Source organism: Nocardioides sp. NPDC023903, assembly GCF_040639295.1.
GTDB lineage: Bacteria > Actinomycetota > Actinomycetes > Propionibacteriales > Nocardioidaceae > Nocardioides.
In genome coordinates, this window is sequence record NZ_JBEZZS010000041.1 from 1 (window position 1) to 26,091 (window position 26,091).

Genomic DNA, 26,091 nt, shown 5'->3' on the forward strand with positions numbered 1-26,091 from the left:
GAGCATCTCCAGCACGGCGATGTCGCGCATCCCGACCGGCGTGCCGTCCTCGGCTGCGGTGATGGCGGCGGCGATGAGGGACTCGACCTCATCGGGGCGCAGTACGGGCGGAAGCGTCCGGTGGGCCTTGGGCGAGCCGAGCGCGGCGCCGGCGTCGACCTGCGCCCGGCCGGTCCGGACCAGCCATCCGCAGAAGACCCGGGCCGCGGTGGCCCTCCGGGCCAGGGTCGTACGTGAGTGGCCGGTCGTCTGCTGCTTGGCCAGCCAGCTGCGCAGCGTGCGCAGGTCGATCGTCTCCGGCTCGGTGCGGCCCATGCGGCCGGCGTGGTCGAGCAGGCTGCGGATGTCGCCCAAGTAGGCCCGGACCGTGTGGTCGGAGAGGCCGCGCTCGGCGCTGAGGTGTCGCTCGTAGTCCCCGAGCAGCGCGGCGTAGACCTCGGGGATCTCCGCTTCTGCGGACTCGCCTTTCGGGTCTGCGTCGGGATCAGCGCTCACCGGCCCAGGATAGGTCTTGGGCCAGGGCGTGTCTGGCAACTCGGCGTCGAGTCGAGCGTCGTCCAGCGCGTGGCCTGGCAAGGCGGAGGAGGGAGGCGGCCCGGTGTTGGCCGTCGACCGACGACAACGCCGCCAGGGCGCGTGATGGGCGGCGGTCGGCCGGCGCATCCGAGTTGCTAGACACGCCCTAATCAGGTGCGAGCCGCGCCTGGGGCCAACTGCCACCCCTCGGGGAACCGCTCGGCGAGACCGAGCGCCTCGAGTCGCGACAGCGCGGTGCCGGCCGTCTTCGGGTGTAGGCAGGCCGACCTCGCGATGGCGAGCTGTGACGAGGGGCTGCTCACCGGGACCGCGTCGAGGACCTGTTTCTCGGTGGAGGTGAGCGAGTCGCGGCGGCGTACGGGACCTCGGGGCTCCTCGGGGACGGCCTCCCCCATGTCACCGACGAGCTCGCGTACGTCGAGACCGTCGGTGACCAGGACGCCTTTGCCGCTGCGTACGAGCTCGTGGGTGCCGACCGAGGTCATCGCGCCCACCTGACCCGGCACCGCCATCACGGGCGTGTTGATGCTGTAGGCCCAGTGGGAGGTGTTGAGGGAGCCGCTGCGCGCTGCCGCCTCGACAACCACGGTGCCCCGGGCGAGGGCGGCGATGATCCGGTTGCGGGAGAGGAATCGATACCGGGTGACCGGGAACCCGGGCGCGATCTCCGAGATCACCGCTCCGCTCTCGGCGATCGCATCGAGCAGGCGCCGGTTGCGCAGCGGGTAGGGGACGTCGACACCACCCGCGAGCACGGCGACGGTGCTCCCCGGCGGCCCGGTGAGGGCGCCCCGATGTGCGGCCGCGTCGATGCCGACCGCAGCCCCGGAGACCGTCACGAAGTCGTTGACCGCGAGGTCCGCCGCGATCCGGGCCGCGGCGTCGGCTCCGTAGGCCGTCGCATCTCGGGAGCCGACGATGGCAACCGACCGGTCGAGGTCGCTGAGCAGGAGCGGTCCCCGCACCCACAGGCCGAGAGGGGTGCCGGTGCGGTATTGAAGAGGCTCCTGACCGGCGAGCCGCTCGACCTGAGTGGGCCACTCCTCGTCGCCGGGGATGACGTAGCGGAACCCGGCGTTGGTCGCCCGCTCCAGGTCGCGGTCGGGGTGGATCTGCGCCAGCCGCAATCTCGCTTCGAGCCCGTCTTCGCCGAGATCGGGATCCTCCTCGGCGAAGCGCCGGTAGACCTCGGTCGCAGTGGATCCGACCATGCAGGTGTCGAGCAGTGGCGTGCCGGGTTCGATCAGCTGGGTCAGCGCGATCCGGGCCAGGCGCTCGCGCTCGAGGTCGGTGAAGGACGGTGCGACGGGCGCCGCGGTCATGCCGACCTCCCTTCGAAGGTCGACACCGTGAGGGAGCCGCCGTTGCGCAGCGCGAGCGCCGTCTCGGTCTCGGTGACGCCCGGCCAGTCGACCCCAGCGAGGTCGGCGACCGTCCATGCGAGGCGATGCACCCGCACCGCGCCGCGACGGGTCAGGGCACCGGAGAAGATGCGCGAGTCGATGAGCGCCTCGGCCGACGGTGGCAGCGGCCAGTTGTCGCGTAGCGCGATCCCGCTGGCCTGGCCGTTGAGCCGCCACCCGAAGTCGGCGTAGCGCTCGCGTTGGCGGCGCCTGGCCGCCGTGACCCGTTCGCGGATGTCGGCACTGGTCTCCGAGCCCCACGGATCATGGTTCTGCTCGGACATCGGCCGCAGCGTGCGGATGATGTCGATGCGGTCGGTGATCGGTCCGGAGACCTTGCGCTCATAGGACTGGCGCTCGTTGGACCGGCAGATGCAGCCGTCCTTGGTGATCGAGGCGTCGAAGTTGCCGCACGGACACGGGTTGGCGGCGAGCACGACGAGGGCGCGCGCCGGGAGCGTCACGGACTCCTCGCCGCGCGACACCGTGATGTCGCCGCTCTCCAGCGGCTCGCGCAGGCACTCGATGACGTCGCTCTTGAACAACGGGAACTCGTCGAGGAAGAGCACGCCGGCGTGGGACAGCGAGACCTGGCCCGGGCGGACCCGACCGGTGCCACCGCCGACGATGCCGGGCTTGGAGGCGTCGTGGTGCGGGGCCGCGAACGGCGGGCGGGTCAGCAGCCCCCGGTCGACGTCGAGCACCCCGGCCAGCGACTGCACCGCCATCACCTCCAGCGACTCCTCACGGGAGAGATCGGGCAGGATCGTCGGGATCCGCTCGGCGATCGAGGTCTTCCCGCAGCCCTTGGGCCCCTTGAGCAGCAGGTGGTGTCCACCGGCGGCCGCGACCTCCACCGCATAGCGGGTCTCGGGCATACCGCGCAGGTCGGACATGTCCATGTCGTCGAGCCTGCGGTCGCCCCGCCAGCCGAGCAGGCTGCCGCCGGTGCCGGTCGCGACCGGCGGCGCGTCGGGCACCGGCTCGCCGCGCAGCTCGGCGACCACTTGGCCTAGCGACCGGAACCCCAGGATCTCCATCCCGGGCACCATCCGCGCCTCGGCCACCTGTGGCTCCGGCACCACCACCCGGGCGATCCCGGCGTGGGAGGCGGCGAGCACCATCGGGAGCACGCCGGAGGTCGGCCGCAGCCCACCGTCGAGCGCCAGCTCACCGATGAAGACCGTGCGTTCCAGCCCGATCGTCTCGAGCTCGCCGCCGGCTGCGAGGATCGCCAACGCCATCGCGAGGTCGTAGTGCGAGCCGCCCTTCCGCAGGTCGGCCGGCGAGAGCAGCACCGTGATCCTCTTGGTCGCGGGCCACTCGAGGTCTGAGTTGATGATCGCCATCCGGACCCGGTCGCGCCCCTCGGCCAGCACGCTGTCGGCACGGCCGACCAACGTCACCCCCACCAGGCCGGGCGAGACATCGGCCTGCACGTCGACCAGGTGGCCGACCGCGCCGCGAAGAGCGACGCCATGAGCTCGCGCGTATCCCATCACAGGCCCCTGACGTGCTCGACCAGCGCCGAGCCACGGGGTGCGTGCATCACCGCGACCAGATCGATCCGGATCCCCGGAGCGCGCACGTCGTGCTGCTGCAGCCAGGCGATCGCCAGCCGCTTCAGCCGGTCGAGCTTGGTCTTGTCGACCGCCTCGTGCGGAGTGCCGCACCCGTCATGGCTGCGGGTCTTCACCTCGCAGACTACGAGGGTGTCACCCTCGCGCAGGACCAGGTCGATCTCCCCATCGGCACATCGCCAGTTGCGGTCGAGCACGGTCATGCCCGCCTCGACCAGATGCCTCTCGGCGACTGATTCGCCGTAGTTTCCCAGCGCGATCCGCGCCGGCGCCGTTGAACTCATCATGGACCTCCTGTTCTTCGGCTTCGAGGTCCAGACTCATCGCAAGCACCGACAATCCGGGCTGGTTCCGGGGCGCCTGGGGATAACCCAGGATCGAGATCGCCCTGTGGACAGCAACTGGCCCGAGATCAGCCGACCGTCAGTCCAGCGGCTGGTCGATGTCGGTCGGGTTGAGCGTCTCGACGTTGACGTCCTTGAAGGTGAGCACCTTGACCGCCTTCGCGAATCGGGCCGGCCGATACATGTCCCACACCCAGACGTCGTTCATCGACACCTCGAAGTAGACGTCCCCCGAGTCCGTACGCGCTCGCACGTCGACCTGGTTGCACAGATAGAAGCGGCGGTCGGTCTCGACGACGTACTTGAAGATGCCGACCACGTCGCGATACTCGCGGTAGAGGGTCAGCTCCATCTCGGTCTCGTACTTCTCGAGATCCTCCGCGCTCATGCTTTAAGACTCTAGAGCCAACACAGGCGAGGAGCCGGGAAGACTCCACGAGCGGCGGTGATATGCCGACGGCCCCAGGCGCTCCAGCGCGGCGATGTGGGCGGGCGCGGAATAGCCCTTGTTGTCTGCCCACGCGTAGTCGGGATACTCGTCGTGGAGCGCGACCATCAGCGCGTCGCGGGAGGTCTTCGCCAGGATCGAGGCGGCGGCGACGGCGGCACACTTCATGTCGGCCTTGATCATCGTCGTCACCGGCGGCACCTCGACCTCCTCCACCATCTGGGAGACCTCACCGAAGAGCCCCTCCTGCACCGGCGGAGTCAGATAGTTGTGGTTGCCGTCGAGCAGCAGCGCGTCGGGACGTACGTCCAGGGCACTCAACGCTCGCTGACCGGCCAGCCGCATCGCGGCCATGATCCCGACCTCGTCGATCTCGGAGGCCAGCGCGTGTCCGACAGCGGAGTCGACGGCCCAGCGGCGCACCTTCGGCGCGAGCATCTCGCGAACCTCAGGGGTGAGCAGCTTGGAGTCGCGTACGCCCTGGGGCGCTGTGCGGGTCGCCTCGGTGATCACCACGATCCCGATCGAGACCGGCCCGCAGAGCGCGCCGCGCCCCACCTCGTCAACCGCACCGAGATGCGTGACGCCGTCGCGCAGCATGGACCGCTCGACTCGCAGGGTTGGCGCAATGCTCACTGTGACGGCACGTCCTCGAAGCTCTCGGGCCGGTGGATCCACTTCGCCCGGTCCAGCGGCCAGCCCAGCGCGACGACCTTGCCGACCACGTTGTCCTCCGGCACCCAGGGCACCAGCGCGCAGTCGGTCTCGTTGGCCGTGCACATGTGTACGGTCGAGTCGGCCGAGTTGGCCCGATTGTCGCCCATCACGAACAGCGACCCCTCGGGCACCGGACCGGCCTCCCAGTGGCGGTTGCCGGGCATCGGCCCGAAGCACTCGCCCTCCTTGTTGGGGCGGCCGCACTTGGTCTGGGAGGGCCGAGCGTACGGCTCCTCGATCGGGACGCCGTTGACGATCAGCCGACCCTGCTTGTCGCAGCACTCGATGACGTCGCCAGGGACCCCGATGACACGCTTCACCAGGTGTCCGCCCTCGGGGTAGAGACCGATGACCGCGAGCGTCTTGCCGAGAATGTTGCTGGGGCCTGCCGACTCGTCGACACCGAGCCAGGAGCCCGGGTCGGAGAAGACCACGACATCGCCGCGCTGCGGCGTGCCCGAGAGCCAGTAGGACGGCTTCTCCACCAGCACCCGGTCGTCGGTCGCCACCGACGGGCCGCCCTGAAGCCCAGGCTCCATGGACTCCGAGGGGATGTAGAAGGCCTGCACGAAGAGAGCCTTCACGACGATCGCGACCAGCACGGCCAGCACGACCAGGACGATGCCCTCCTGCCAGGCCGAGAGGCGTGGCTTGTGCTCCTCCTCGCGGCGTGGGCCGTTGGTCGGGCCCGGCCGCTCAGAGGCCCAGCGCGGGGCCTGAGGCGAAGACGAGAACGACCGCGATCCCCCCATATCGGGCCCGTCCCAGCGGGCCTGGGGCCCGACGCCGACGGAAGGATCGCGGTCGTTCGAAGTCACGCGGTGAGTCTAGAGACTCCCTCCACAACGAGCCTCATCGACTCGCTACGGTTCAGGGGCCTCTCAGGCTTCGCGGCGCTCCTTGATCTTCGCCTTCTTGCCGCGCAGGTTGCGCAGGTAGTAGAGCTTCGCGCGACGGACGTCACCACGGGTGACGACCTCGATCTGCTCGAAGATCGGGGAGTGCAGCGGGAAGGTGCGCTCGACACCCACGCCGAAGGAGACCTTGCGGACGGTGAAGGTGCGGCCGATGCCGGAACCGTGGACGCGGATCACGACGCCCTGGAAGACCTGGACGCGGGACCGGTTGCCCTCGACGACCTTGACGTGCACCTTGACGGTGTCACCGGCGCGGAACTCCGGCAGGTCGTCGCGCTTGGCGACGTTGCCGACCTCAGCGAGTACGTTGCTCATCATTTTCTCCTCACGCTCGCCACAGGCCGATCGCGGTCATCCATGCCCTGGTCAGGGCGATCTTTGGCGGTGGTCCAGCCACGCTGGCCGGCGGCGTACGGTTCCCCCTGTGGCAGGAGCCCGTCGCGACACCTCCGGGTGTCATCTTCGGAGCGTGCTTCGGCCGACTGGACCGGCCCACAAGTCTGCCACAGCGCCGTGGACCGCCGGGAATCGAGACGTACGCGGCACCCGCGCCCCGTGCGAGGATGCCCCCGTGACCGACACCGACTGGCCACCGCACACCTACGTGACGCGCCCCTACAAGCAGCGGATCCCGCGCGGTCCGCGCGTGGACCGGCTGCTGCGCGAGGTGACCGTGGCGCTGCCGCCCCACATCGCCGACCTCGACCTGGCGCTGGAGCGGCCGGTGGCGGCGATGACGACCGCCAGCGCGGGCGCGCTACGTCATCTCGACCTGGTCCACGGCCGGACGATGGACGGGCTCAACCACCTGCAGCTGCGCACCGAGGCGATCGACTCCTCCAAGATCGAGCACGTCGAGGCGAGCCTGGCCGACTACGGTCGAGCCCTGCTCGGCATCGGCGCCAACTCCTCGGCGATCTCGATGGCCTCAGCGACGCAGGCGATGCAGCGGCTGATCAGCGAGGCCGACACGACCCGCAAGATCACCTTCGACGCGATCCTGCGCGCCCACCGGGACCTGTTCGTACGCCACCCCGACGAGGCGGCCAACGCCGGCCGGTTCCGCGTCGTGCAGAACTGGGTCGGCGGCTCCGACTACGCGCCCCGCGACACCCTCCACGTGCCGCCGCCACCAGAGACGGTCGTCGAGTACATCGAGGACCTGGTCGCCTTCGCGAACCGGGACGACCTCTCCCCCATCGCGCAGGCGGCGATCGTGCACGCCCAGTTCGAGTCGATCCACCCCTTCATCGACGGCAACGGCCGGATCGGGCGGGCGCTCATCCACGCCGTGCTCCGGCGACGCCGCGCCTCCCGCCATCTGGCCGTCCCGATCGCCTCGGCGCTCGTCGCCCACCGCGACCGCTACTTCGCCGCCCTCAACGACTACCGGGCCGGCACCGCGTCCACGATCATCGCCATGCTCGCAGCCTCGACGACGATCGCGACCACCGAGTCGTGGAAGACGGCCGAGACGCTGGAGAGCATCCGGCGCGGCTGGGGCGAGGCGGCCGGCGACCCACGGCCCGGGTCGGCTGCGTACCGTCTTCTCGACCTGCTCACCGAGGAGCCCATCCTCAACGCCGAGCTGGTCACCAAGAGCCTCGGGATCGAGGACCCCACCGAGACGATCGACGGCCTGGAGCAGGCCGGGGTCCTCACCCGCGCCAAGCGCACCCGCCGCTCCCCCGTGTGGGTCGCGCCGGCGGTTCTTGCCGAGGTCGAGGACCTCAGCGCCCGCATCCAGCACCAGGCCAGGCAGCTTCCGTACGGTCCACGCTGAGGTACGCCACGAGGCCCGCCCCGGCGAACCGGGACGGGCCTCGTAGAACCCTGAAGAGGTCAGCCGACCTCTTGGTAACCGGGCTCGTGGATGGCGAGGTCGATACCGGCGACCTCGTCCTCCTCCTTGGCGCGGAAACCGATCGTCTTCTCGATCGCCATGCCGACCACGTAGGCGACGATGAACGCGAAGGCGATCACGGCGAGCGAGGAGCCGAGCTGCTTGATCAGCTGGTCGAAGCCGCCACCGAAGAAGAGGCCGGTGCCGCCGACCTGGGCGAAGAAGCCGATGTAGATGCAGCCGATGAAACCGGCGACCAGGTGGATGCCGACGACGTCGAGGGTGTCGTCGAAGCCGAGCTTCCACTTCAGCTCGACGGCAAGGCAGCACACGACGCCGACGAGGAGGCCGAGGAGGATCGCCCAGATCGGCGCGATGTGGGCACACGCCGGGGTGATCGCGACCAGACCGGCGACGACACCGGAGGCGGCGCCGACAGCGGTGGACTTACCGTCCTTGAACTTCTCCACGATGATCCAGCCGAGGAGACCTGCGGCCGGGGCGATCAGGGTGTTCAGGAAGATCAGCGTGGTCTGGCCCTGGGTGGTGCCCGGGACGCCGGTGTTGAAGCCGAACCAGCCGAACCAGAGGATCGCGGTGCCGATCAGGACCAGCGGTACGTTGTGAGCAGCCGTCTCCTCCTTGGAGAAGCCGACCTTGCGCTGACCGAGGACGAGCGCCAGCGCGAGCGCGGCCGCACCGGCGGCCTGGTGGACGATCGTGCCACCGGCCCAGTCGAGCGCGCCCCACTTGCCGATCCAGCCGATGTAGTCGCCGTCGGCGTTGAGGGCCCACACCCAGGCCTGGCCCGGGAAGTAGACGACGGTCGCCCAGATGCCCGCGAAGAGCAGCCACGGCCAGAATTTCGCCCGGTCGGCGATCGAACCCGAGATCAGCGCCACGGTGATGATGGCGAACGAGCCACCGAAGGCGAGGCCGCCGAAGAAGTTGGTCGACTCCTCGACCGGCGTACCGTCGTCGAACTCGGTGACCAGGTCGCTGAAGGCGCTGGTCAGGCCGAAGTCCTGGAACGGGTTGCCGAAGAAGTTCGTGATGCCGGACTCGGAGATGGTTCCGATGCCGCTGAAGCCGTAGAGCACCCACAGCAGGGTGATCAGGCCAAGGGAGCCGAAGCTCAACATCATCATCGACACGACACTCTTCGACTTCACGAGGCCGCCGTAGAAGAAGGCAAGACCAGGAGTCATGAAGAGCACGAGTGCCGTACACAGCAGCTGCCATGCAAGATCGGTAGTCATTCGTACCTCATAGGGTCGGGGTTCGGATCGCGTGAGCCGAGCACACGTTTCGCCGGATCCTGTCGAGCCCTCGTTTCGGTAACAAACTCTTTATGTTACAGACACGTAACAGGCCACTGATGTATGTGACTTGTTATCTACTTGCTCGCCTGGGTTTGGTGAGGATCACAGCTCCGGGCGGCGCGTCGAGGTCCCGGCGCAGCCGGAAACCCGCCTTCTTGTAGATCTTCTGGTTCCGCTCGCTCTTCGCTCCAGTGAAGAGCGAGTAGGTCGTTGCGGTCGCCGGGGCCACGGCCTGGATGTGATCCAGCAGCTGACGCCCTAGACCTCGTCCCTGCATGTCCGGGGCGGTCATCAGCCGGCCGATCTCCCATACGTCGCCCTCGAGCCGGGCACGGACCGAGCCGACCAGCCGCCCGGCGGAGCGGACCACGTAGACGTCCTGCGTCTCCAGCGCGCGCTCGGTGTCCTCCAGCGACTCGTGCAGCGGCGGGATCGCGACGCCGGGGTTGTCGTGCATCTCCTGCACCCAGCAGGCGAGCTGCAGCGTGTGCAGCTCGGGGACATCGGCGCGTACGGCGGGCACGATCTCCCACTCGGTGGCGGCCTGGGAGGCGTGGAGCAGGTCGGGGCGGCGTACGGCGGTCCGGGCCACCGCCTGGTCGTGGCGCCACTGGGCGATGCGCTTGTGGTCACCACTGAGCAGCACCTTCGGGACTTCGAGGTCACGCCAGGAGGAAGGCTTCGTGTAGACCGGGTACTCCAGCAGGCCGTCCTCGTGGGACTCCTCCACGAGCGACTCGGCGTTGCCCATGAACCCGGGGAGCAGGCGTACGACGGCCTCGGTGATCGCCATCGCGGCGACCTCTCCCCCGTTGAGCACGTAGTCGCCCAGGGAGATCTCGCGGACCTCGGCGCGGGTCGCGGCGTGGTCGAGCACACGCTGGTCGATGCCCTCGTAGCGGCCGAGCAGGAAGACCAGCCTCTCCCGGGTCGACAGGTCGCGAGCCAGGGCCTGGGTGAACGGCTCACCGCTCGGCGTCGTCACGATCACGGTCGCGCCGTCGATCGCCAGCTCGTCGAAGGCCTCACCGAACGGCTCGGGCTTCATCACCATCCCGGCGCCACCGCCATAAGGCGTGTCGTCGACGGTGCGGTGGCGGTCACGGGTCCAGGCACGTACGTCGTGGACGTGCATCTCCAGCAGCCCCGACTCGATCGCCTTGCCCGGCAGGCTCAGCCGGAGCGGCGCGAGATAGTCGGGGAAGATGGTGAGGTAGTCGAGCCTCACCGGGCGTCGTCCTCGTCCTCGGCGAAGGGCGTGACCAGGCCGGGGCGGTCGGCGATGACGACCTTCCTCTCGGCGAGGTCGACGACCGGCACCAGCGCCTTCACGAACGGCACCAGCGCATCGCGGCGGTCAGGAGTACGGATCGTCAGTAGGTCCTGCGCTCCGCCGTGGACCAGCGCCTTCACCGTGCCCAGCTCGCGGCCCTCCTCGTCGAAGGCGGTCAGGCCGACGAGCTGATGGTCGTAGTACTCGTCGGGGTCCTCGGGAGTCTCCTCGGCCGGGACGTCGGCGAAGAGCAGCGTGCCGCGAGCGGCCTCGGCCTCGTTGCGGTCGGTGATCTCCTCGAAGGCGACCTGGAGCACCTGCCCGTGCCAACGGGCGCCCTCCACGGTCAGCTGCTTGGCGGCGTACGCCGATCCCTTCGGCGGCTGCGCCCGCAGCACCGTGCCCTCGGCGAACCGACGGTCGGGCTCGTCGGTGCGCACCTCGACGGTCACGAACCCCCGGATGCCATGCGGCTTGCCGATCCGTCCGACCAGCACCTCGATCAACTCCACAGGAGTGACATTAGGGGCTGCGGGGCGCGGTGCAGGAATCACCGGTTAACCGGTGATTCCTGCACTTCTCAGGCGTTGCATTGCCAGAGAAGTGCAGGTTTACCCGGTTAACCGGGTAAACCAACGGGCGCCACCCCCGAAGGAGTGACGCCCGTTGTGCGTTGATGCAGCCGGTGCTCAGCGACCGCCGTCGACATCGACGAAGTCGATCCGTGCGCCGCCCTTGCCGGCCAGCGCAGAGATGACCGTACGGAACGCGGTGGCGGTGCGGCCGCCGCGGCCGATCACCTTGCCGAGGTCGTCGGGGTGGACCCGGACCTCGAGGACGGAGCCGCGACGAAGCTGCTTGTCGCGCACGCTCACCTCGTCCGGGTTGTCGACGACTCCTCGGACGAGGTGCTCGAGAGCTTCGGCGAGCATGCTGCTCAGGCCTCGGCCTCGGCGGCCGGGGTCTCCTCGGCCTTGGGCTCCTCGGCCGGAGCCTCCTCGGCCTTGGGCTCCTCAGCCTTGGGCTCCTCGGCCTTCTTGGCGGACTTCTTCGTCACGGCCTCGGCACCGGCGGAGGCGTGAGCCTCGGCGAGGGCCTTGTTGAAGAGCTCGAGCTTGTCGGGCTTCGGCGGGGCGACGCGGAGGGTGCCCTCGGTGCCCGGGAGGCCCTTGAACTTCTGCCAGTCGCCGGTCACCTTGAGGATCGCCTCGAGAGCCGGGGTCGGCTGGGCGCCGACGCCGAGCCAGTACTGGGCGCGCTCGGAGTCGACCTGGATGAAGCTCGGCTCCTCCTTGGGACGGTAGAGACCGATCTCCTCGATGACAGCGCCATCGCGCTTCTTGCGCGAGTCGACGATGACGATGCGGTACTGCGGAACCCGGATCTTGCCCAGGCGCTTCAAGCGGATCTTGACAGCCACTGTTGGTGGTATTCCTTTGGAATCGAATATGGGTGAAGAGGCCCGTGTCGGTGTGGGGACACCCGTCAGGCAACTTCGGCGGGCACTGTTGCGCTGGGTGAGAGGGTCCCTGCGCACAGGACACACAACTCAGTTTGCCAGAGGTGCCCGGAAGCGGCGAAATCTCAGGCGTAGACCTTCCCCCGGAGTACGACGGCGGTCGGCCGGGCGAGGACGGTGAGATCGTCGAGGGGGTTGGTGTCGTAGACGACGAAGTCGGCGGGGTCGCCCTCGGCGAGGCCGGGGTTGTGGCCGAGCCACTCCCGGGCGCGCCAGGAGGCGGCGCCGAGGACGACGTCGGCCGGAAGACCGAGCCGGTGCATGGCGACGACCTCCGTGGGAAGTACGCCGTGCAGCTGGTCCCCCGCGCCGTCGGAGCCCGCGTAGAGGGCGACGCCCGCCTCGTACGCGCTCATGATCGTCTCGCGACGCCGGGCGTAGAGGTCCTCCATGGTGGCGGCGTACGTCGGGAACTTGGGTGCCGCGGCCGCGGCGAGGTCGGGGAAGATCTCCAGCTGGGCGACGGTGGGTACCAGGGCGGTGCCCTGCTCGGCCATCGCCTCGACGAGGTCGGGGGTCAGGCCCGTGCCGTGCTCGATGCAGTCGATCCCGGCCTCGATCAGGCCGGGCAGGACCTCGTGGCCGAAGCAGTGGGCTGTGACCCGCGCGTCGTTGTCGTGGGCGACCTTGATCGCCTCGGCGAACGACTCGGCAGGGAAGGACGGCTTCAGGTCCCCCTCGGCACGGTCGATCCAGTCGCCGACGAGCTTGACCCAGCCGTCACCGGAGCGGGCCTGCCGCTCGACGGCCTCGGCCAGGCCGTCGGGCTCGACCTCGTCGGCGTAGTTGCGCATGTAGCGCTTCGTACGTCCGATGTGGCGGCCGGCGCGGATCAGCCGAGGAAGGTCCTCGCGGGACTGCACCCAGCGGGTGTCGGCGGCCGAGCCAGCGTCGCGGAGGAGCAGCGCGCCGGCGTCGCGGTCGGCGATCGCCTGGGCCTCGGCGGTCTCCTGGTCGACGGCGCCGTCGGGCCCGAGCCCGATGTGGCAGTGGGCGTCGACGAGACCGGGCACGATCCAGCCCGACGCGCCGGTCTCCGCCCCCGACGGCCGCTCGTAGGTGATGCGGCCGTCGAGGACGTAGAGGTCCCGCACCTCTCCATCGGGAAGGACCGGGCCGGAGAAGCGCAGAGCAGTCATGTGACGCAGGTTACCTAGTTGCCCGGCACCTTCACGCCAGCAGCCTCGAGGATCGGGAAGTGCTGGGCGAGCGGGATGACCTGGCCGGTGACGACGTTGCTCTCGTCCCAGCCGATGGAGGTCGGTACGCCGACGAGCTCGCCGTCGTCGTTGACCGCGGCGCCACCGGAGTTGCCGCTGGAGATCCGGGCGGTGACGTCGAAGACGGCCCGCTCCTCCCCCTCGAAGGAGAGGATCGTCGCCACGTTGCCCTCGGCGACGGTCGGCGGCTGGAAGAGCACGCCCTCCTTGTCCGCGAAGCTCTCCTTCGGGAGCATCGGGAAGCCGATCGTGGCGATGAAGTCGCCGCGGTCGACCGCGTTGGAGTCGCCGAGCGAGATCGTCGGCAGGTCCAGCGAGGACGGGTTCACCGGGTTGCCCTCGGCGTCGGCGATGATCTGCACGACCGCGCTGTCGACCTCGCCGTCGGACTCGATGACCTTGGCGACGTAGTCGGGCTCGCCGACCTTGTAGCCCTCGGCCGGGTCGGTCAGGTGGATGTTGACGACCTCGGGCGAGACCTCGCCCTTGGCGGCGTACTCCGGGATCTTCGCCGGGTCGGCGACGTGGGCGTTGGTGAGGATCTTGCCGTCCTCGGTGACGATCGACCCGGATCCCATCGCGATGGTGTCCTCGGTCGGCGCGTAGGTGATCCAGACGGCGGCCCGCTGGGCGCTGTTGAGCTCGTCCTTGGTCAGGCCGGTGTCCTGGGCGGCCGACTCGCCGCCGGGCACGACGAACATCGCAACCACCAGCCCGATGACCACGACCGCGGCCGCGGCGCCGATCCCGCCCCACAGCAGCAGCTTGTTGCGGCGCTTGGCGGCGGCGCGGGCGACCTCGACCTCGGCCGCGTAGATCGGGATGACCTTGAGGATCTCGCCAGCGACCGGGTGACCGAGGCGGATCTCGGTCTCCTCGTCGATCTCGTGCCTGACCAGCGGCTTCCCCTTGAGGAAAGACCCGGTCTGGGAGCCGTTCTCGAAGGTCCAGCCGCCTGGCGTGGCCACCAGCCGGGCGTGCTGGCGCGAGACGCCCTGGTCCTCGAGTACGACCGAGTTGTCGGCCGCGCGGCCGATGGTCACCGTGACCGGGTGGCGGAAGCGGTGCTCCTTGCCCTCGGCGACCAGCAGCAGGTCGGGTCCGGTCGGCTGGGTCGGCGGCTGCCCGGGAGCTGACGGGCGTGCCATCCCGGGAGCGATCGTCATCTCGGAGATGTCGTCGGGCCCCGCGGGCGCCGGGGGCGCGGGCGGCTGATGGCTGAACGCCGCCGGGGCCGCTGCCGGCACTCCCGAGGGCGGGGCCGCGGTGGCGCCCGGCATCGCCGGCGGAGGCGGCGGCGCCGGCGCCTGCGCGCGCGGGGCACCCGCCGCCACCGGTGCGTCGTCGAGGGTGACCGTGATCGTCGAGCCCGGCCCCACCGGTCCGAGCTGGATCTCTGTCGCCCCGGTCAACGGCACCTCGGTGACGCGGCTGCCGGAGACGTACGTCCCTCCGGCGGAGCCGACGTCGACCAGCTTCCACCCGGACGGGTCCGGGCGCAGCTCCGCATGAGCGCGGGAGACCGAGGAGGACGAGAGCACCACGTCGGCATCAATCGAACGCCCTATTCGGACGATCTTGTCGGGCGGGAAGCTGAGCGCACGTCCCGATACGTCTACGCGAAGCGTCTGCATGCACGAATCATGCACCGAAACGGCCCGATCCAAGCGTCGCGAATCGAAGATTCGTCGAACTCGGACCGGGCCATTTCTCTATCGGTGGGTCTTCAGGCCGTGTCCGTACGCAAACAGCGGGTCATAGTCGGAATCGCCGATGTTGATTGGCTCCTGGTCGACCGTGCGGGGCCAGGTCACCGGGAGCTTTCCGGTGAACGGGCGCTTGCCGAAGAGCACGTCGGCGACACCCTTGCCCTCGCTGCCGGGCAGCCAGGAGGCCACCAGAGCGTCGATCTGCCCGAGAAGTGCGGGCGGGATGATCATCGGACGCCCGGAGACGACGAGCACCGTGCAGGTCGCCGCAGCCGCGCAGACCGTCTCGATCGCCGCAGTGTCGGCCTCGCTGAAGTGCATCGTCAGCGCCGGCCGCTGCACGCCGTTCTCGCCCGGGTCGTAGCCCCAGCGCGGGCCGCCGATGTCACCGAAGCCCTCGGCGTACGGGTGCTCGCCGACGACCACCACACCGTGTGCCCCGGCCGGGACCGGCGCGGAGGCGTCGGGCGAGTGGGTCACCTCGCCTCGGGCCGCGGACTCGATTCCGTCGAGGATCGTGTCGCCGGGGATCTGGTGGGTCGAGTTGCCCTGCCAGGTGATCGTCCAGCCACCGGCCTGGTCACCGATGCTGTCGGCCTTGCTGCCCGCGACATAGACGTCGTCGCCACCGGAGAGCGGCAGCGTGTGCCTGTTCCGGAGCAGGACCTGCGACTTCGCCACCGCCTCGCGCGCGACGCGACGGTGGGCGGCGCTGCCGATCTCGTCGATGTTGCGCCGGTCGGTGAACGGCTTCTCGAAGAGGCCGAGATCGAACTTCGCGGTGAGGATCCGGGAGACCGCGTCGTCGATGCGGGCCATCGGGACGTCGCCGCTCTCGACCGCCGTGGTCAGCGTGTCGATGAACTGCGGGTAGCCGACGGTGTCACCGGAGAACGGCTCCATGAACATGTCGACGCCGGCGTTGACCGAGATGGCCACCTGCTCGGCGTACGTCCCCGGGATCTGGTGGATCGCCCGCCAGTCGGAGATCACCAGGCCGTCGAAGCCCTGCTTCTCCTTCAGCCAGCCCGTGACGAGCTCCTCGTGGGCGTGCATCTTGAGCGGGTTGCCGAGACCGTCCTCGGTCCAGTCGACACTGGAGAAGGACGGCATCACCGAGCCGACGTCGTGCTTCTTGATGGCGGTGACGTACGGCGAGAGCGCCAGCTTCTCGAACTCGGAACGCGAGGCCTGGGTGATGCCCTGGTCGATGGTGTAGTCGCCCTCGCCGGTGCCAAAGGTCGTGAAACCGTCGCCGGCGAAGTGCTTCGCGGTGGCCAGGACGCGGTCGGGATCGTCGAGCTCACCCTTGTCGCCCTGGAAACCCTCGATCATCTGCGCCATCTGCGCGGCGAGCTTCGGGCTCTCCCCGAAGGATTCGTACGTCCTCCCCCACCGGTCGTCGCGGGCGACGCAGATGCACGGGGCGAAGGTCCACTGCGGCCCGGAAGCGCGGGTCTCCTCCGCGGTGATGTGCCCGATCCGCTCGGCGAGCTTCGGGTCGCGGGTAGCGCCGAGACCGATGTTGTGCGGGAACACGGTCGCGCCGTTGAGGTTGCCGTGACCGTGGACCGAGTCGACGCCGTAGAGGAGCGGGATCCCCAGCCGGGTCGAGAGCGCCTGCTCCTGGAAGGCGTCGACCGTGTCGGCCCAGGCCTCCGGGGTGTTCTCGGCGGGGGTCGAGCCGCCGCCGGACAGTACGCTGCCGAGCCCGAGCTCGGCGATCTGGCCGGGGTTTCCGGCGACGTCCGCGCGCTCGGCCTGGGCCATCTGGCCGACCTTCTCGGCCAGCGTCATCCGGGCCAGCAGATCGGCGACGCGGGTCTTGGTGGCGAGGCGTGGGTTCTTGTAGGGCAGTGCGTGGTCCGACCGCGTGAGTGCATCGGTCGTGGACACGGTGGGTGACGCTGCGGTGGACGCTGGGGCTACGAGGAGCGTGGCGCAGAGCAGGCCGGCGAGAGCCGAGGCTCCGCCGATCGCGCCGCGCTGTCTGTGTGATCGCACGGGACAGGCCTCCTGAGAGTGATCTGTCGGCACCTCGGCGTTGGGGTGCCGCGGCTCGTGAGAGCGCTCCCAGCGTGACGGCGATCACAATCACGGTCAATGGCTACGCGTGCGTAACCCCGTGATTTCCTCAGATCTGGTCAAGCAACCAGGACGGTCCCAGGGCCGTGGCGCCGCCACAACGGGCCTGGAGCAGCCGGTCGGCGGTCACCAGTGTCACCCTGTCGCCCTTCTCCAGCGCCTCGCGGACGACACCGACGATCGCGGCGTCGCCGTCCTTGGGTGCGTGGACCGTGTGCACGTGGGCGTCCTTGCCGGGACGTACGCCGCCCTTGGCCTGTCCCTCCAGGACCAGGACGATCCGGTCCTGCGGGAGATCGGCGACGAGCAGCGCCTCGTGCAGCCGGCGCGCCGCGCCGGCACGGTCCTTCCACCAGCCGTCCGGGCGGGCGCCGACGACGTTGGCGCCGTCGACGACGAGCACCGTGCTCACCTGGAGGGGCCTCTTACTTGAGGAACTTGGAGAAGTCCGTGGGCAGGTTGAGCTCTGCCGCGGCCTTCTCGTAGTCGATCTCCTCGCCACCCGGCATACCGAACGGGTTGGCTGCGGCCGGCTTCTTCTCGGAGTCCGCCTTCGCCTGCTGGGCGGCCTTGGCCGGGTTGCCGGACTTGCGCGCGCCCTTGCCCTTCTTCTTCTGGGCCACCTGCTTGGCGCCGGCGCGCTTGCCGAAGCTGGCACCGGGCGCGCCGGGCATCCCGGGCATGCCGCCACCGGAGGCGAGCTGCTTCATCATCTTCGACGCCTCGGTGAAGCGCTGGATGAGCTGGTTGACGTCGGAGACCTGGCGGCCCGAGCCCTTCGCGATGCGGGCGCGGCGGGAGCCGTCGAGGATCTTCGGGTTGGCGCGCTCGGCCGGGGTCATCGACTGGATGATCGCCTGGATCCGGTCGATCTCGCGCTCGTCGAAGTTGTCGAGCTGCTCGCGGAACTGGCCCATGCCCGGCAGCATGCCCATCAGCTTCGACATCGAGCCGAGCTTGCGCAGCTGCTGCATCTGCTTGAGGAAGTCCTCGAGCGTGAACTCGCCGGTCGCGATCTTGGCCGCGTCCTTCTCGGCCTGCCCCTGGTCGAAGGTCTTCTCGGCCTGCTCGATCAGGGTGAGCATGTCGCCCATGTCGAGGATGCGGCCGGCCATCCGGTCGGGGTGGAACAGGTCGAAGTCGGTCATCTTCTCGCCGTTGGAGGCGAACATGACCGGCTTGCCGGTGATCTGGACGATGGAGAGCGCCGCACCACCGCGGGCGTCACCATCGAGCTTGGTGAGGACCACGCCGTCGTAGCCGACGCCGTCGAGGAAGGCCTGCGCGGTGTTGACCGCGTCCTGACCGATCATCGCGTCGACGACGAAGAGGACCTCGTCGGGGTTGACCGCCGCCTTGATGTCGGCGGCCTGCTTCATCAGCTCCTCGTCGATGCCGAGGCGGCCGGCGGTGTCGACGATGACCACGTCGTGGAGCTTGCGCTTGGCCTCCTCGACGGCGTCACGAGCGACGTCGACGGGGTTTCCGACACCGTTGCCAGGCTGGGGCGCGTAGACGGGGACGCCGACGCGCTCACCGTTGACCTGGAGCTGGTTGACCGCGTTGGGGCGCTGCAGGTCGGCGGCCACCAGGAGCGGCGCCTTGCCCTGCTCCTTCAGCCACAGCGCGAGCTTCGCGGCCAGAGTGGTCTTACCGGCACCCTGCAGACCCGCGAGCATGATGACGGTCGGGCCGGTCTTGGCGTAGCGGAGCCGGCGGGTCTCGCCACCCAGGATCGTGACCAGCTCGTCGTTGACGATCTTGACGATCTGCTGAGCGGGGTTCAGCGCCTGGCTGACCTCCTCGCCGCGCGCCCGCTCCTTGACCCGGCCGACGAACTCGCGCACCACCGGCAGCGCGACGTCGGCCTCGAGCAGCGCGATGCGGATCTCGCGTGCGGTGGCGTCGATGTCGGCATCGGTGAGGCGGCCCTTGCCCCGAATGTTCTTGAACGTCGTGGCGAGCCGGTCGGAGAGCGTGGCGAACAAAGCGGTCCTTCAGCAGAGTGGTTGTCCTGCCAAGACTAACGAACTGTTGTGTGTGGGGTGCTATTCGGCAGGCGCCATCGGGGGTACGACGCTCACCGAGCTACCTCGGTCAGCTCTCGAGCGCCGCGCGGACCGCATGGGCCGCCTCGGCCGCCCGATGCTCGGCGAGGGCTCCGGCCGAGGCCTCCTGGAGGTAGAAGACGTCGACGGCCTGCGGGCCGAGGGTGGAGATGTGGGCGGAGCGGACGGCGATCTCCATCCGCGCCAGCGCGACGGCGACGGTGTAGACGACCCCCGGTCGGTCGATGGTGCGCACCTCGAGGACCGTGGCCTTGCTGGATGCCTCGGGGCGTACGACGACCGAGGGCTCGTTCCTGCGCGCGGCCGCGCTCGGCGCCAGCCGGGTCGCCGGGTCGAGGCGGCCCTCGGTGATGGCGGAGAAACGGGTACGCAGCACCGCGGCGTCGACATAGGAGTCGTCGAGGTCCCACACGCTGACCCCGAAACCTCCCTGCTGCCAGGCACGACATGCCCGGACCGGCAGCCGCGCGACCGCGAAGGTGGCGGCCAGGTCGGCGAGCAGGCCGAGCCGGTCGGGCGCGATCACCCACACCCGGGCGCCGTCGGCGAGCGGCTCGGCGCGGAAGGAGGTCGAGCCGGAACGTACGCTCTCGGGGATCTCCACCGCGGCCTGCGGCCGCTCTCCCGCGGCAATGCCGGTGTCGAGGACGCGCGCGGCCCGGTGGGCGAGGTCGAGGATGAGCCGCGACCGCCAGCTGGTCCAGGCCTGGGTGTTGGTCGCCCGCGCGTCGGCCTCGGTGAGCGCGGTGAGCAGGGCGAGCGCCTCGGCGTCGCCCATCGTGTCCACCACGAGGTCGACGGTCGCCGGGTCGTCGGGGTCACGGGTGGTCGCGGTCGTGGAGAGCAGCAGGTGCCAGCGCACCAGCAGCGAGATCAGGTCGACCTCCTCCTCCGGGAAGCCCATCCGGGTGGCGATCCGTCGGGCGATCGGCTCCCCCGCGACGCTGTGCTCGGTCAGCGACCCCTTGCCGATGTCGTGGAGCATCGCCGCCACGAGCAGCACATCCGGTCGGGCCACCCGCGGCAGCAGCGCGACCGCCTCGATGCAGGTCTCGATGGTGTGCCGGTCGACGGTGAAGCGGTGGATGATCGAGGCGTGCGGGAGGAGCCGGATGCGCTCCCACTCGGGCAGGATCCGGGAGACCGCGCCGGTCTCCTCCAGCGTCTCCCAGACCGCGAGCAGCCCACGCCCGGCCCCGAGCAGCCGTACGAAGAGGTGCCGCGCCTCCTCCGGCCACGGCTCGGCCAGCGCCGGGGTGTCCCGGGCCAGTCGCGCGGCGGTCGGCGGCGCCAGCGCGACCCCGTGCTCGGCAGCCAGCGCCGAGGCGCGCAGCAGCATCAGCGGATCCCGCGACGGGCGCGCTCCCGGCCCGAGCACGACCTCACCCGAGGCCAGCGCCAGACCGTTGCCGAGCGGCGCGAGCTTCGGGCGGCGCGGCGCTCCGGGTCGCGAGCGTTCCAGGACCCCGTCCACCCGTCGCCACGCCAGGCGGGACAGGTGGGTGAGGCGGCGGCCGATGGTGCGTACGTGGGCCTGTGCGGTGCGGGCGTCGGCCAGCTCGAGCCGTTCGGCGAGCTCGTCCCACATCTCCGGCACGACCCGGTCGGTGGCCCGACCGCCGATCTCCTGCACGAGATCACGTACGTCGAGCAGGGCGCGGCGGGACTTCTCCAGGTCGACCGCGGGCACGTCGACCAGCCAGGTCGCCACGATCGCCTTGATCACCACCGCGTCCCGCAGCCCGCCGTACATCTCCTTCAGGTCCGGCACCGAGGCGTGGGCGAGCTCACCGGCGCGCCGGTGTCGCTCCACGCTCATCGTCCTCAGCTCGGGCAGCAGGGCCCGGGCGTGCTTGCGCCAGTGCGCCAGCATCGTCGTACGCAGCCGCAGCACGAGCCCGCGGTCGCCGGCCAGGTGCCGGATGTCGAGCAGCCCCAGGGCGACCCGGAGGTCGCCGGTCGAGGAGGAGAGCATCTCGGAGAAGGACCGCACCGAGTGGTCGAGCTTGGGCGCGGTGTCCCAGAGCGGATACCAGACCTGCTCGGCCACCGAACCCGGCGCGACGGCGTCGTCGTGCACCAGGACCACATCCCAGTCGGAGAAGGGCGCGAGCTCCCCGCGCCCGTATCCCCCGACCGCGACGAGGGCGACCCCGACCTCGGGGCCGCCCGCCGCGGCGTACGCCTTGGCGCACTGCTCGTCTGCCTCGGCTGTGCGCTCCGCCCGGCCCTCAGCGGTCACGCTCAGCCTCCTTCATGGATTCAGATCGCGGCGTCGTCGCGGTCGCCGGTGCGGACGCGCACGATGGTCTCCAACGGGGAGACCCAGACCTTGCCGTCGCCGATGCGCTCGGTCTTCGCCGAGGTCTCGATGGCGCTGACCACGGACTCGACCTCCTCGTCGGGCACGGCGATCTCGATGCGGATCTTCGGCACCAGGGCGACGTCGTACTCAGCGCCGCGGTAGACCTCGGTGTGACCCTTCTGCCGGCCGTAGCCGGAGACCTCGGAGACGGTCATGCCGGTGACACCGACAGCTTCGAGGGCGACGCGGACGTCTTCCCACTTGTGGGGTTTGATCACTGCGGTGACGAGCTTCATTTCTCTCCTCCGGTGGGATTCGATGGACCGGCACTCGGACTGAAGCCTAGTCAGAGGGCCTCGGCATCACGTGCACCGGTCCGTACGCGGACAACGGACTCGATCGGGCTGAGCCAGACCTTGCCGTCGCCGATCCGTCCGGTCTGTGCGGTCTTCACGACGATGCCGACGACGTCCGCGGCATCCTCGTCCTCCACGACGATCTCGATGCGGATCTTCGGCACCAGGGCGATGTCGTACTCCGCACCGCGGTAGACCTCGGTGTGACCCTTCTGCCGGCCGTAGCCGGAGACCTCGGAGACGGTCATGCCGGTCACGCCGAAGGCCTCGAGGGCCTCGCGCACGTCCTCCCACTTATGGGGCTTGATCACTGCGGTCACGAGCTTCACGAGAGGGCGCCTCCAGAGGTCCTTGATCCTGTCATCTTCGCCGCCACCTTCACCCGGGGACGTTTCGACACCCCGAAGCGTCTGTTTCCACTGTGTAACAGACCATTTCCCTGTACGTCGCCGAAGCATCGAAACAGCCCGCAAATCACCCGTGCCGAAGCCGCGCGGCGCCACCAAAGGTCGCTACCCTCGTCGCATGTCGCACTACGCCGTCGAGATCGACCTCGATCACCGCAACACCAGCCATGTGCAGGTCCTCGACCTGGCTGAGTCCGCCGCCGCGGCGGGCGGCGGGAAGCGGGTCCTCGATGTCGGCTGCTGGACCGGTGAGATCGGCCGGATCCTCACCGAGCGCGGCTGCACCGTCACCGGCATCGAGATCGACCCCGAGGCGGCGAGCCTGGCCGAGAAGGTCCTGGAGCGCGTGGTCGTCGCCGACCTCGACGCGACTCCGCTGACCGAGATCGTCGAGCCCGGCTCCTTCGACGTGGTGATCTTCGCTGACGTCCTCGAGCACCTCGTCGACCCGCGGGCGGCGCTCGAGCAGGCCCGTGACCTGCTCGCCCCCGGCGGCCGGGTGGTCATCTCGATCCCCAACGTCACCCACGGCTCGGTCCGCCTCGCCCTGCTCCAGGGCCGCTGGCAGACCACCGACACCGGACTCTTGGACCGCACCCACATCAAGTTCTACTCACGCGAGGGGCTGCTGCAGCTCTTCACCGAGGCTGGCTACGCGATCGAGGACCTGCGCGGCACCACCGCCGACCCGCTCAACGTCGAGGTCTCGGTCGACCCCGGCCTGCTTCCCGAGGTGGCCGTGGAATGGGTACGCCAGCAGCCCGACGCGCTGGTCTACCAGTTCCAGCTGTCCGCCCGACCGCTTGCCGACGGCGAGTCGGCGCCGGCCGCGCCCGAGCTCGTCCAGGCCGCCCCGGCCGACGAGGTCCGGCTCCGCGACGTACACACCCAGAAGTTCGAGGAGGTCACCCGCTCCCGGCTGGCCACCCGCGACCACATCCTCGGCATCCAGGCCTCCGCCAACTCCGCCCAGGCGCGGGTCGGCACCCTGTCCAAGCAGCTGCGCGAGGCCCGCGAGGTCAACCGGCGCCGCCGCGAGCGCATCGAGCGGCTGCGCGGCAAGGTCGGCGCCCTCGAGGCCGACCTGACGTACGCCACCCGCCACCCGGTGCGGAACTTCGGCCGACGAGTCGTCCGCCGCCTCCGCCGCGCGGCCCAGAGCTGACCCCGGCGGATCGCCGAGTCGGCTCATCCTGACCAAGATCTCCTCCGAGTCGGCTCGTTACAACGCGCCGACTCGGCGGATTTTTCGGTCAGTTTGCGCCGACTCGGCGATCAGAGCCGGGTCAGCGGACTCCGTTGGAGTACGCCTCGCGTACATGCTCGTAGTTGCCCCAGCGGTTGTTGATGAAGTCCTTCTCCCAGTCGTGGACCGCGTTGTCGCGGCTGATCGACTCGAAGTGGAAGAGGGTGACGTCGTGGAGCCAGACCAGGCGCAGACCCAGTGAGCGGCGCACCTTGAGGCACAGGTCGACGTCGTTGTAGTTGACCGGCAGCCGCTCGCTGAAGCCACCGGCGTCGAAGAAGACCTCGCGCCGCATCGCGACGCAGGCACCGGTCAGCGCGGAGGTCTCCCGGTTGATGTGCAGCTCGCCGTGGTTGCCCCGCTCCTCGGGGCGCGCGCGGTAGTAGGCGTGGGTGATGGTGCCGCTGCCGTAGACCAGGCCGGCGTGCTGGATGCGGTAGTCCTCGAAGAGGAGCTTCGGGCCGGTCATGCCGACGTCCGGCTCGCGCAGCGGCGCGATCAGGTTCTCGATGACGCCCTCGGAGTAGGCCTCCATGTCGTCGTTGAGGAAGACCAGGACGTCACCGGTCGCATGCGCGGCGCCGACGTTGCACTTGGCGCTGAAGCTGAACTTCTCGGTGAACTCGACGAGCTTGATGTCGGCCCCCTCGATCGCCCGCAGCGCCGCCAGCACCGGGGCCGGGGTTGGGGTGTCATAGACGATCACGAACTCGACGTTGCGGTGCTTGGTGGAGGCGACCACGGAGCGTACGGTCTCGACGACCATCGCGCGCTTCTCGCCCCACACGATCGCGCTGGTGCCGATGGTCGGGATGATCACGCTGACCGGGGTGTCCAGGTCGGGCTCTCGCTCGACCCGGTAGAGCCCGGGCGAGACTCCGTGCGAGGCCGTGGCACGGATCCCGAGCCGGTCGAGGTGGGCCTGGACGGCGCGTACGCCGGCGTCCCAGGCGTACGGCTTGGCCTGGTTGTCAGCGGCGGCGGAGCCCGGCACCTGGCGCCAGTGGTAGAGCGCGCCGGGAACGTGGACGATGCGCCGCGCGCGCTCGCTGACCCGCAGGACGAGGTCATGGTCCTGGGAGCCGTCGAAGCCCTCCTGGAAGCCGCCGACCTCCTCCACGACCGAGCGGCGGAACACCGAGAAGTGGGTGCAGTAGTTGTGGTGGCGCAGCCGCTCCGGGGACCAGTCGGGCTTGTAGTAGGCGTCGCGGAGCTCGCCGGCGTCGGACATCAGGTCCTGGTCGCTGTAGGCGTAGTCGAGGTCCTCGAACCGGTCGTAGGCGCGGACCATCTTCTCCAGCGCGTTCGGCTCGAGTACGTCGTCGTGGTCGAGCAGCGCGATCAGCTCGCCGGTCGCCTCGGCCAGCGACGAGTTCGAGGCGGCCACGATGCCGCCGTTCTCGGCACGCTCCACGATGCGTACTCGCGGCTCCTTCGCGGCCAGCTCGCGCAGCCGCGGCAGCACCCAGGGGGCCGGCGAGCGGTCGTCGCTGAGGACCCACTCCCAGTCCTCGTGGGTCTGGCCGAGAACCGACGCGATCGTGTCCTCGAAGGCATCGGCGGGCGGGTTGTAGACGGCGGTGATCAGCGATACCCGGGGCGATGGCATGGTCTTCAGCCTATGACCCTCCACGAAGGTTCGCGGAACCCGACACGGGGCGCGCGACCGTTTGGGGGATGGTCGACACCTCAACTTCTCGGAGGGTTCACCGAGTGTCTGGAGGGAGACGGCAGCCGCCCCGGAGGGAGGGACGGGGGCGGCTGCCGAGTCAGGTGTGGCGTACTTCAGAGGCGTACGTCAGTAGCGCAGCGCACGCAGGTAGGAGTAGCCGACATCCGCGGTGTGGAGCGGGCTGATCTCCGGGGTGTCGTTCTCGACGATGTACTCCTCGACCTCGTGGGCCGCGAAGACCTTGGCGAAGTCGATGAAGCCGGTGCCGAGGTCGACGTGGTCGCCGGTGGTGGGGTTGCGGTCCTTGACGTGGTACTGCCGCACCCGCTGCGGGCCCGACTTGATGGTGTCGATCGCGAAGTCGACGGCATCGTCGTTGGACAGGCCCTGGTTGACCCCGCCCGTCACGGCCCAGTAGATGTCGATCTCGAGGTGCACCAGACCCGGGTCCAGCTCGGTGGTGAGGATGTCCCACGGGGTCACCCCGCCGCCGAGATCGGTCGTGAACTCGTGGGCGTGGTTGTGGTAGCCGTACGCGATCCCGTAGCGCTTCGCCGCCGCCGCCTCGACGTTCATCTGCTCCGCCCAGGTCTGCCAGTCCGAAAGCGAGTTGGAGGCGAGGTAGGGCACCACCATGTAGCGCTGGCCGAGGGTCGCGGCGTTCTGCAGCTTGGTCTGCAGCTCGGCGGGGGTCGCGCTGATGCCGTCGTGGGACGAGGAGGCGCGGATGCCGAGGCCGTCGTAGAAGGCCCGCAGCTCGGCCGCGGTCTTGTCGAAGTAGCCCAGCGCCTGCTCCACCCGCGGGTAGCCCATCTCGGCGATCGAGGTCAGCGTCGCGTCGAAGCCCGGGTCGCCCCACAGGGCGTCGCGGACCGTCCACAGCTGGATGCTGATCCGGCCCGGAGGCACCCGGCACCCGCCCCGCTTGGCCGCCACGGCAGCACCGGCCGGCGAGAGCAGACCCGGCACGGCCGCCAGTGCGGCACCGCCGGCGACGGCGCCCAGGGCGCCCTTGAACATGGAGCGACGGCTCAGGCCGCGCTCCTCCAGCGAGCGGCGCAGCGCGCTCTCACCATCGAATCCGTAACACATGGGGGTTTCCTCTCGGGGTTGTCGAAC

At 69.7% G+C, this 26,091-nt stretch carries 25 protein-coding genes and 1 pseudogene; 2 read left to right on the forward strand and 24 right to left on the reverse strand.

Annotated features, from left to right (window positions below):
* From AB0F44_RS26565 to rplS, 8 genes are all read right to left on the reverse strand, one after another.
* On the reverse strand, positions 1-495 hold a 495-nt coding region (locus tag AB0F44_RS26565; RefSeq protein ID WP_357359850.1), incomplete at its 3' end, for a site-specific integrase.
* A gap of 191 nt (positions 496-686) precedes the next feature.
* Positions 687-1,859: a DNA-processing protein DprA gene (gene dprA / locus AB0F44_RS26570; RefSeq protein WP_357359852.1), complete on the reverse strand. Its 1,173-nt coding sequence runs from the start codon at positions 1,857-1,859 to the stop codon at positions 687-689.
* Positions 1,856-3,439, reverse strand: coding sequence for a YifB family Mg chelatase-like AAA ATPase (locus AB0F44_RS26575; protein WP_357359854.1), 1,584 nt, complete (start codon positions 3,437-3,439; stop codon positions 1,856-1,858). The genes dprA and AB0F44_RS26575 overlap by 4 nt, the downstream gene beginning before the upstream one ends.
* Positions 3,439-3,804 (reverse strand): YraN family protein, encoded by a 366-nt coding sequence (locus AB0F44_RS26580; RefSeq protein ID WP_350661730.1) that lies wholly within the window; start codon positions 3,802-3,804, stop codon positions 3,439-3,441. Before AB0F44_RS26580 ends, AB0F44_RS26575 begins: the two co-directional genes overlap by 1 nt.
* 139 nt (positions 3,805-3,943) lie before the next feature.
* Entirely contained in the window at positions 3,944-4,252 is a 309-nt protein-coding gene (locus tag AB0F44_RS26585) for a DUF2469 domain-containing protein (protein ID WP_045550889.1), read from the reverse strand.
* 3 nt (positions 4,253-4,255) lie between these two features.
* Positions 4,256-4,948 carry a ribonuclease HII gene (locus AB0F44_RS26590; RefSeq protein WP_357359856.1) on the reverse strand — a complete coding sequence of 231 codons (693 nt, stop codon included), beginning with the start codon at positions 4,946-4,948 and terminating at the stop codon, positions 4,256-4,258.
* Positions 4,945-5,847, reverse strand: a complete 903-nt coding sequence (gene lepB / locus AB0F44_RS26595) for a signal peptidase I (RefSeq protein WP_357359858.1) — start codon at positions 5,845-5,847, stop codon at positions 4,945-4,947. The genes AB0F44_RS26590 and lepB overlap by 4 nt, the downstream gene beginning before the upstream one ends.
* Before the next feature lie 63 nt (positions 5,848-5,910).
* Entirely contained in the window at positions 5,911-6,261 is a 351-nt protein-coding gene (gene rplS, locus AB0F44_RS26600; RefSeq protein WP_350661736.1) for a 50S ribosomal protein L19, read from the reverse strand.
* Between the two features lie 256 nt (positions 6,262-6,517).
* Here rplS and AB0F44_RS26605 point away from each other — a divergent pair, with 256 nt between their 5' ends.
* A complete protein-coding gene (locus AB0F44_RS26605) occupies positions 6,518-7,729 on the forward strand; it encodes a Fic family protein (RefSeq protein WP_357359860.1) in 1,212 nt (403 codons plus the stop codon).
* A gap of 59 nt (positions 7,730-7,788) precedes the next feature.
* Here AB0F44_RS26605 and AB0F44_RS26610 read toward each other — a convergent pair whose 3' ends face one another.
* The 14 genes and pseudogenes from AB0F44_RS26610 to AB0F44_RS26675 all read right to left on the reverse strand — a co-directional run bounded on the left by AB0F44_RS26610 (position 7,789) and on the right by AB0F44_RS26675 (position 21,976).
* The gene (locus AB0F44_RS26610) at positions 7,789-9,048 is read right to left on the reverse strand and encodes an ammonium transporter (protein WP_357359862.1); all 1,260 of its coding nucleotides are present in this window, start codon (positions 9,046-9,048) and stop codon (positions 7,789-7,791) included.
* Between the two features lie 133 nt (positions 9,049-9,181).
* Positions 9,182-9,568 (reverse strand): GNAT family N-acetyltransferase, encoded by a 387-nt coding sequence (locus AB0F44_RS26615; protein WP_357359921.1) that lies wholly within the window; start codon positions 9,566-9,568, stop codon positions 9,182-9,184.
* Positions 9,569-9,670: 102 nt separating this feature from the next.
* Positions 9,671-10,339: pseudogene (gene trmD, locus AB0F44_RS26620) on the reverse strand (tRNA (guanosine(37)-N1)-methyltransferase TrmD); the annotation flags it as partial.
* A complete protein-coding gene (rimM, locus tag AB0F44_RS26625; protein WP_357359864.1) occupies positions 10,336-10,896 on the reverse strand; it encodes a ribosome maturation factor RimM in 561 nt (186 codons plus the stop codon). The pseudogene trmD and the gene rimM, both read right to left, overlap by 4 nt.
* A gap of 177 nt (positions 10,897-11,073) precedes the next feature.
* Positions 11,074-11,316, reverse strand: coding sequence for an RNA-binding protein (locus AB0F44_RS26630; RefSeq protein ID WP_008363327.1), 243 nt, complete (start codon positions 11,314-11,316; stop codon positions 11,074-11,076).
* A 5-nt stretch (positions 11,317-11,321) separates the two neighbouring features.
* Entirely contained in the window at positions 11,322-11,804 is a 483-nt protein-coding gene (gene rpsP / locus AB0F44_RS26635; protein WP_357359866.1) for a 30S ribosomal protein S16, read from the reverse strand.
* 164 nt (positions 11,805-11,968) lie between these two features.
* On the reverse strand, positions 11,969-13,042 hold the full coding sequence (locus AB0F44_RS26640; protein ID WP_357359868.1) for an amidohydrolase family protein: 1,074 nt from the start codon (positions 13,040-13,042) through the stop codon (positions 11,969-11,971).
* A 14-nt stretch (positions 13,043-13,056) separates the two neighbouring features.
* A complete protein-coding gene (locus tag AB0F44_RS26645) occupies positions 13,057-14,757 on the reverse strand; it encodes an FHA domain-containing protein (RefSeq protein ID WP_357359870.1) in 1,701 nt (566 codons plus the stop codon).
* Positions 14,758-14,835: 78 nt separating this feature from the next.
* Positions 14,836-16,728 carry a glycoside hydrolase family 3 protein gene (locus AB0F44_RS26650; RefSeq protein ID WP_357359872.1) on the reverse strand — a complete coding sequence of 631 codons (1,893 nt, stop codon included), beginning with the start codon at positions 16,726-16,728 and terminating at the stop codon, positions 14,836-14,838.
* A gap of 238 nt (positions 16,729-16,966) precedes the next feature.
* Positions 16,967-17,329: a hypothetical protein gene (locus AB0F44_RS26655; protein WP_350661757.1), complete on the reverse strand. Its 363-nt coding sequence runs from the start codon at positions 17,327-17,329 to the stop codon at positions 16,967-16,969.
* Positions 17,330-17,342: 13 nt separating this feature from the next.
* Positions 17,343-18,905 carry a signal recognition particle protein gene (gene ffh / locus AB0F44_RS26660; protein ID WP_357359875.1) on the reverse strand — a complete coding sequence of 521 codons (1,563 nt, stop codon included), beginning with the start codon at positions 18,903-18,905 and terminating at the stop codon, positions 17,343-17,345.
* 109 nt (positions 18,906-19,014) lie between these two features.
* Positions 19,015-21,228: a [protein-PII] uridylyltransferase gene (locus AB0F44_RS26665; RefSeq protein ID WP_357359877.1), complete on the reverse strand. Its 2,214-nt coding sequence runs from the start codon at positions 21,226-21,228 to the stop codon at positions 19,015-19,017.
* Positions 21,229-21,248: 20 nt separating this feature from the next.
* A complete protein-coding gene (locus tag AB0F44_RS26670; RefSeq protein WP_008363338.1) occupies positions 21,249-21,587 on the reverse strand; it encodes a P-II family nitrogen regulator in 339 nt (112 codons plus the stop codon).
* Positions 21,588-21,637: 50 nt separating this feature from the next.
* The gene (locus AB0F44_RS26675) at positions 21,638-21,976 is read right to left on the reverse strand and encodes a P-II family nitrogen regulator (protein ID WP_141803747.1); all 339 of its coding nucleotides are present in this window, start codon (positions 21,974-21,976) and stop codon (positions 21,638-21,640) included.
* A gap of 196 nt (positions 21,977-22,172) precedes the next feature.
* Here AB0F44_RS26675 and AB0F44_RS26680 point away from each other — a divergent pair, with 196 nt between their 5' ends.
* Positions 22,173-23,219: a class I SAM-dependent methyltransferase gene (locus AB0F44_RS26680; RefSeq protein WP_357359879.1), complete on the forward strand. Its 1,047-nt coding sequence runs from the start codon at positions 22,173-22,175 to the stop codon at positions 23,217-23,219.
* Between the two features lie 121 nt (positions 23,220-23,340).
* On the opposite strand, the gene AB0F44_RS26685 is transcribed toward AB0F44_RS26680, so the two are convergent.
* Together AB0F44_RS26685 and AB0F44_RS26690 are read right to left on the reverse strand one after the other, a co-directional pair.
* The gene (locus AB0F44_RS26685) at positions 23,341-24,909 is read right to left on the reverse strand and encodes a glycosyltransferase (RefSeq protein ID WP_357359881.1); all 1,569 of its coding nucleotides are present in this window, start codon (positions 24,907-24,909) and stop codon (positions 23,341-23,343) included.
* A 189-nt stretch (positions 24,910-25,098) separates the two neighbouring features.
* Positions 25,099-26,064, reverse strand: coding sequence for a sugar phosphate isomerase/epimerase (locus AB0F44_RS26690; protein WP_357359883.1), 966 nt, complete (start codon positions 26,062-26,064; stop codon positions 25,099-25,101).
* Between the last annotated feature and the right edge of the window lie 27 nt (positions 26,065-26,091).

Excerpts from the sequence above, each read along its gene's own strand:
- AB0F44_RS26630 (WP_008363327.1), bottom strand. The coding sequence starts at position 11,316 with ATGCTCGCCGAAGCTCTCGAGCACCTCGTCCGAGGAGTCGTCGACAAC.
- AB0F44_RS26690 (WP_357359883.1), bottom strand. The coding sequence starts at position 26,064 with ATGTGTTACGGATTCGATGGTGAGAGCGCGCTGCGCCGCTCGCTGGAG.
- AB0F44_RS26580 (WP_350661730.1), bottom strand. The coding sequence starts at position 3,804 with ATGAGTTCAACGGCGCCGGCGCGGATCGCGCTGGGAAACTACGGCGAA.
- AB0F44_RS26685 (WP_357359881.1), bottom strand. The coding sequence starts at position 24,909 with ATGCCATCGCCCCGGGTATCGCTGATCACCGCCGTCTACAACCCGCCC.
- AB0F44_RS26610 (WP_357359862.1), bottom strand. The coding sequence starts at position 9,048 with ATGACTACCGATCTTGCATGGCAGCTGCTGTGTACGGCACTCGTGCTC.
- AB0F44_RS26640 (WP_357359868.1), bottom strand. The coding sequence starts at position 13,042 with ATGACTGCTCTGCGCTTCTCCGGCCCGGTCCTTCCCGATGGAGAGGTG.
- AB0F44_RS26585 (WP_045550889.1), bottom strand. The coding sequence starts at position 4,252 with ATGAGCGCGGAGGATCTCGAGAAGTACGAGACCGAGATGGAGCTGACC.
- dprA (WP_357359852.1), bottom strand. The coding sequence starts at position 1,859 with ATGACCGCGGCGCCCGTCGCACCGTCCTTCACCGACCTCGAGCGCGAG.
- AB0F44_RS26670 (WP_008363338.1), bottom strand. The coding sequence starts at position 21,587 with ATGAAGCTCGTCACCGCAGTGATCAAACCCCACAAGTGGGAAGACGTC.
- AB0F44_RS26645 (WP_357359870.1), bottom strand. The coding sequence starts at position 14,757 with ATGCAGACGCTTCGCGTAGACGTATCGGGACGTGCGCTCAGCTTCCCG.
- AB0F44_RS26575 (WP_357359854.1), bottom strand. The coding sequence starts at position 3,439 with ATGGGATACGCGCGAGCTCATGGCGTCGCTCTTCGCGGCGCGGTCGGC.
- AB0F44_RS26615 (WP_357359921.1), bottom strand. The coding sequence starts at position 9,568 with ATGCACGACAACCCCGGCGTCGCGATCCCGCCGCTGCACGAGTCGCTG.
- AB0F44_RS26680 (WP_357359879.1), top strand. The coding sequence starts at position 22,173 with ATGTCGCACTACGCCGTCGAGATCGACCTCGATCACCGCAACACCAGC.
- rplS (WP_350661736.1), bottom strand. The coding sequence starts at position 6,261 with ATGAGCAACGTACTCGCTGAGGTCGGCAACGTCGCCAAGCGCGACGAC.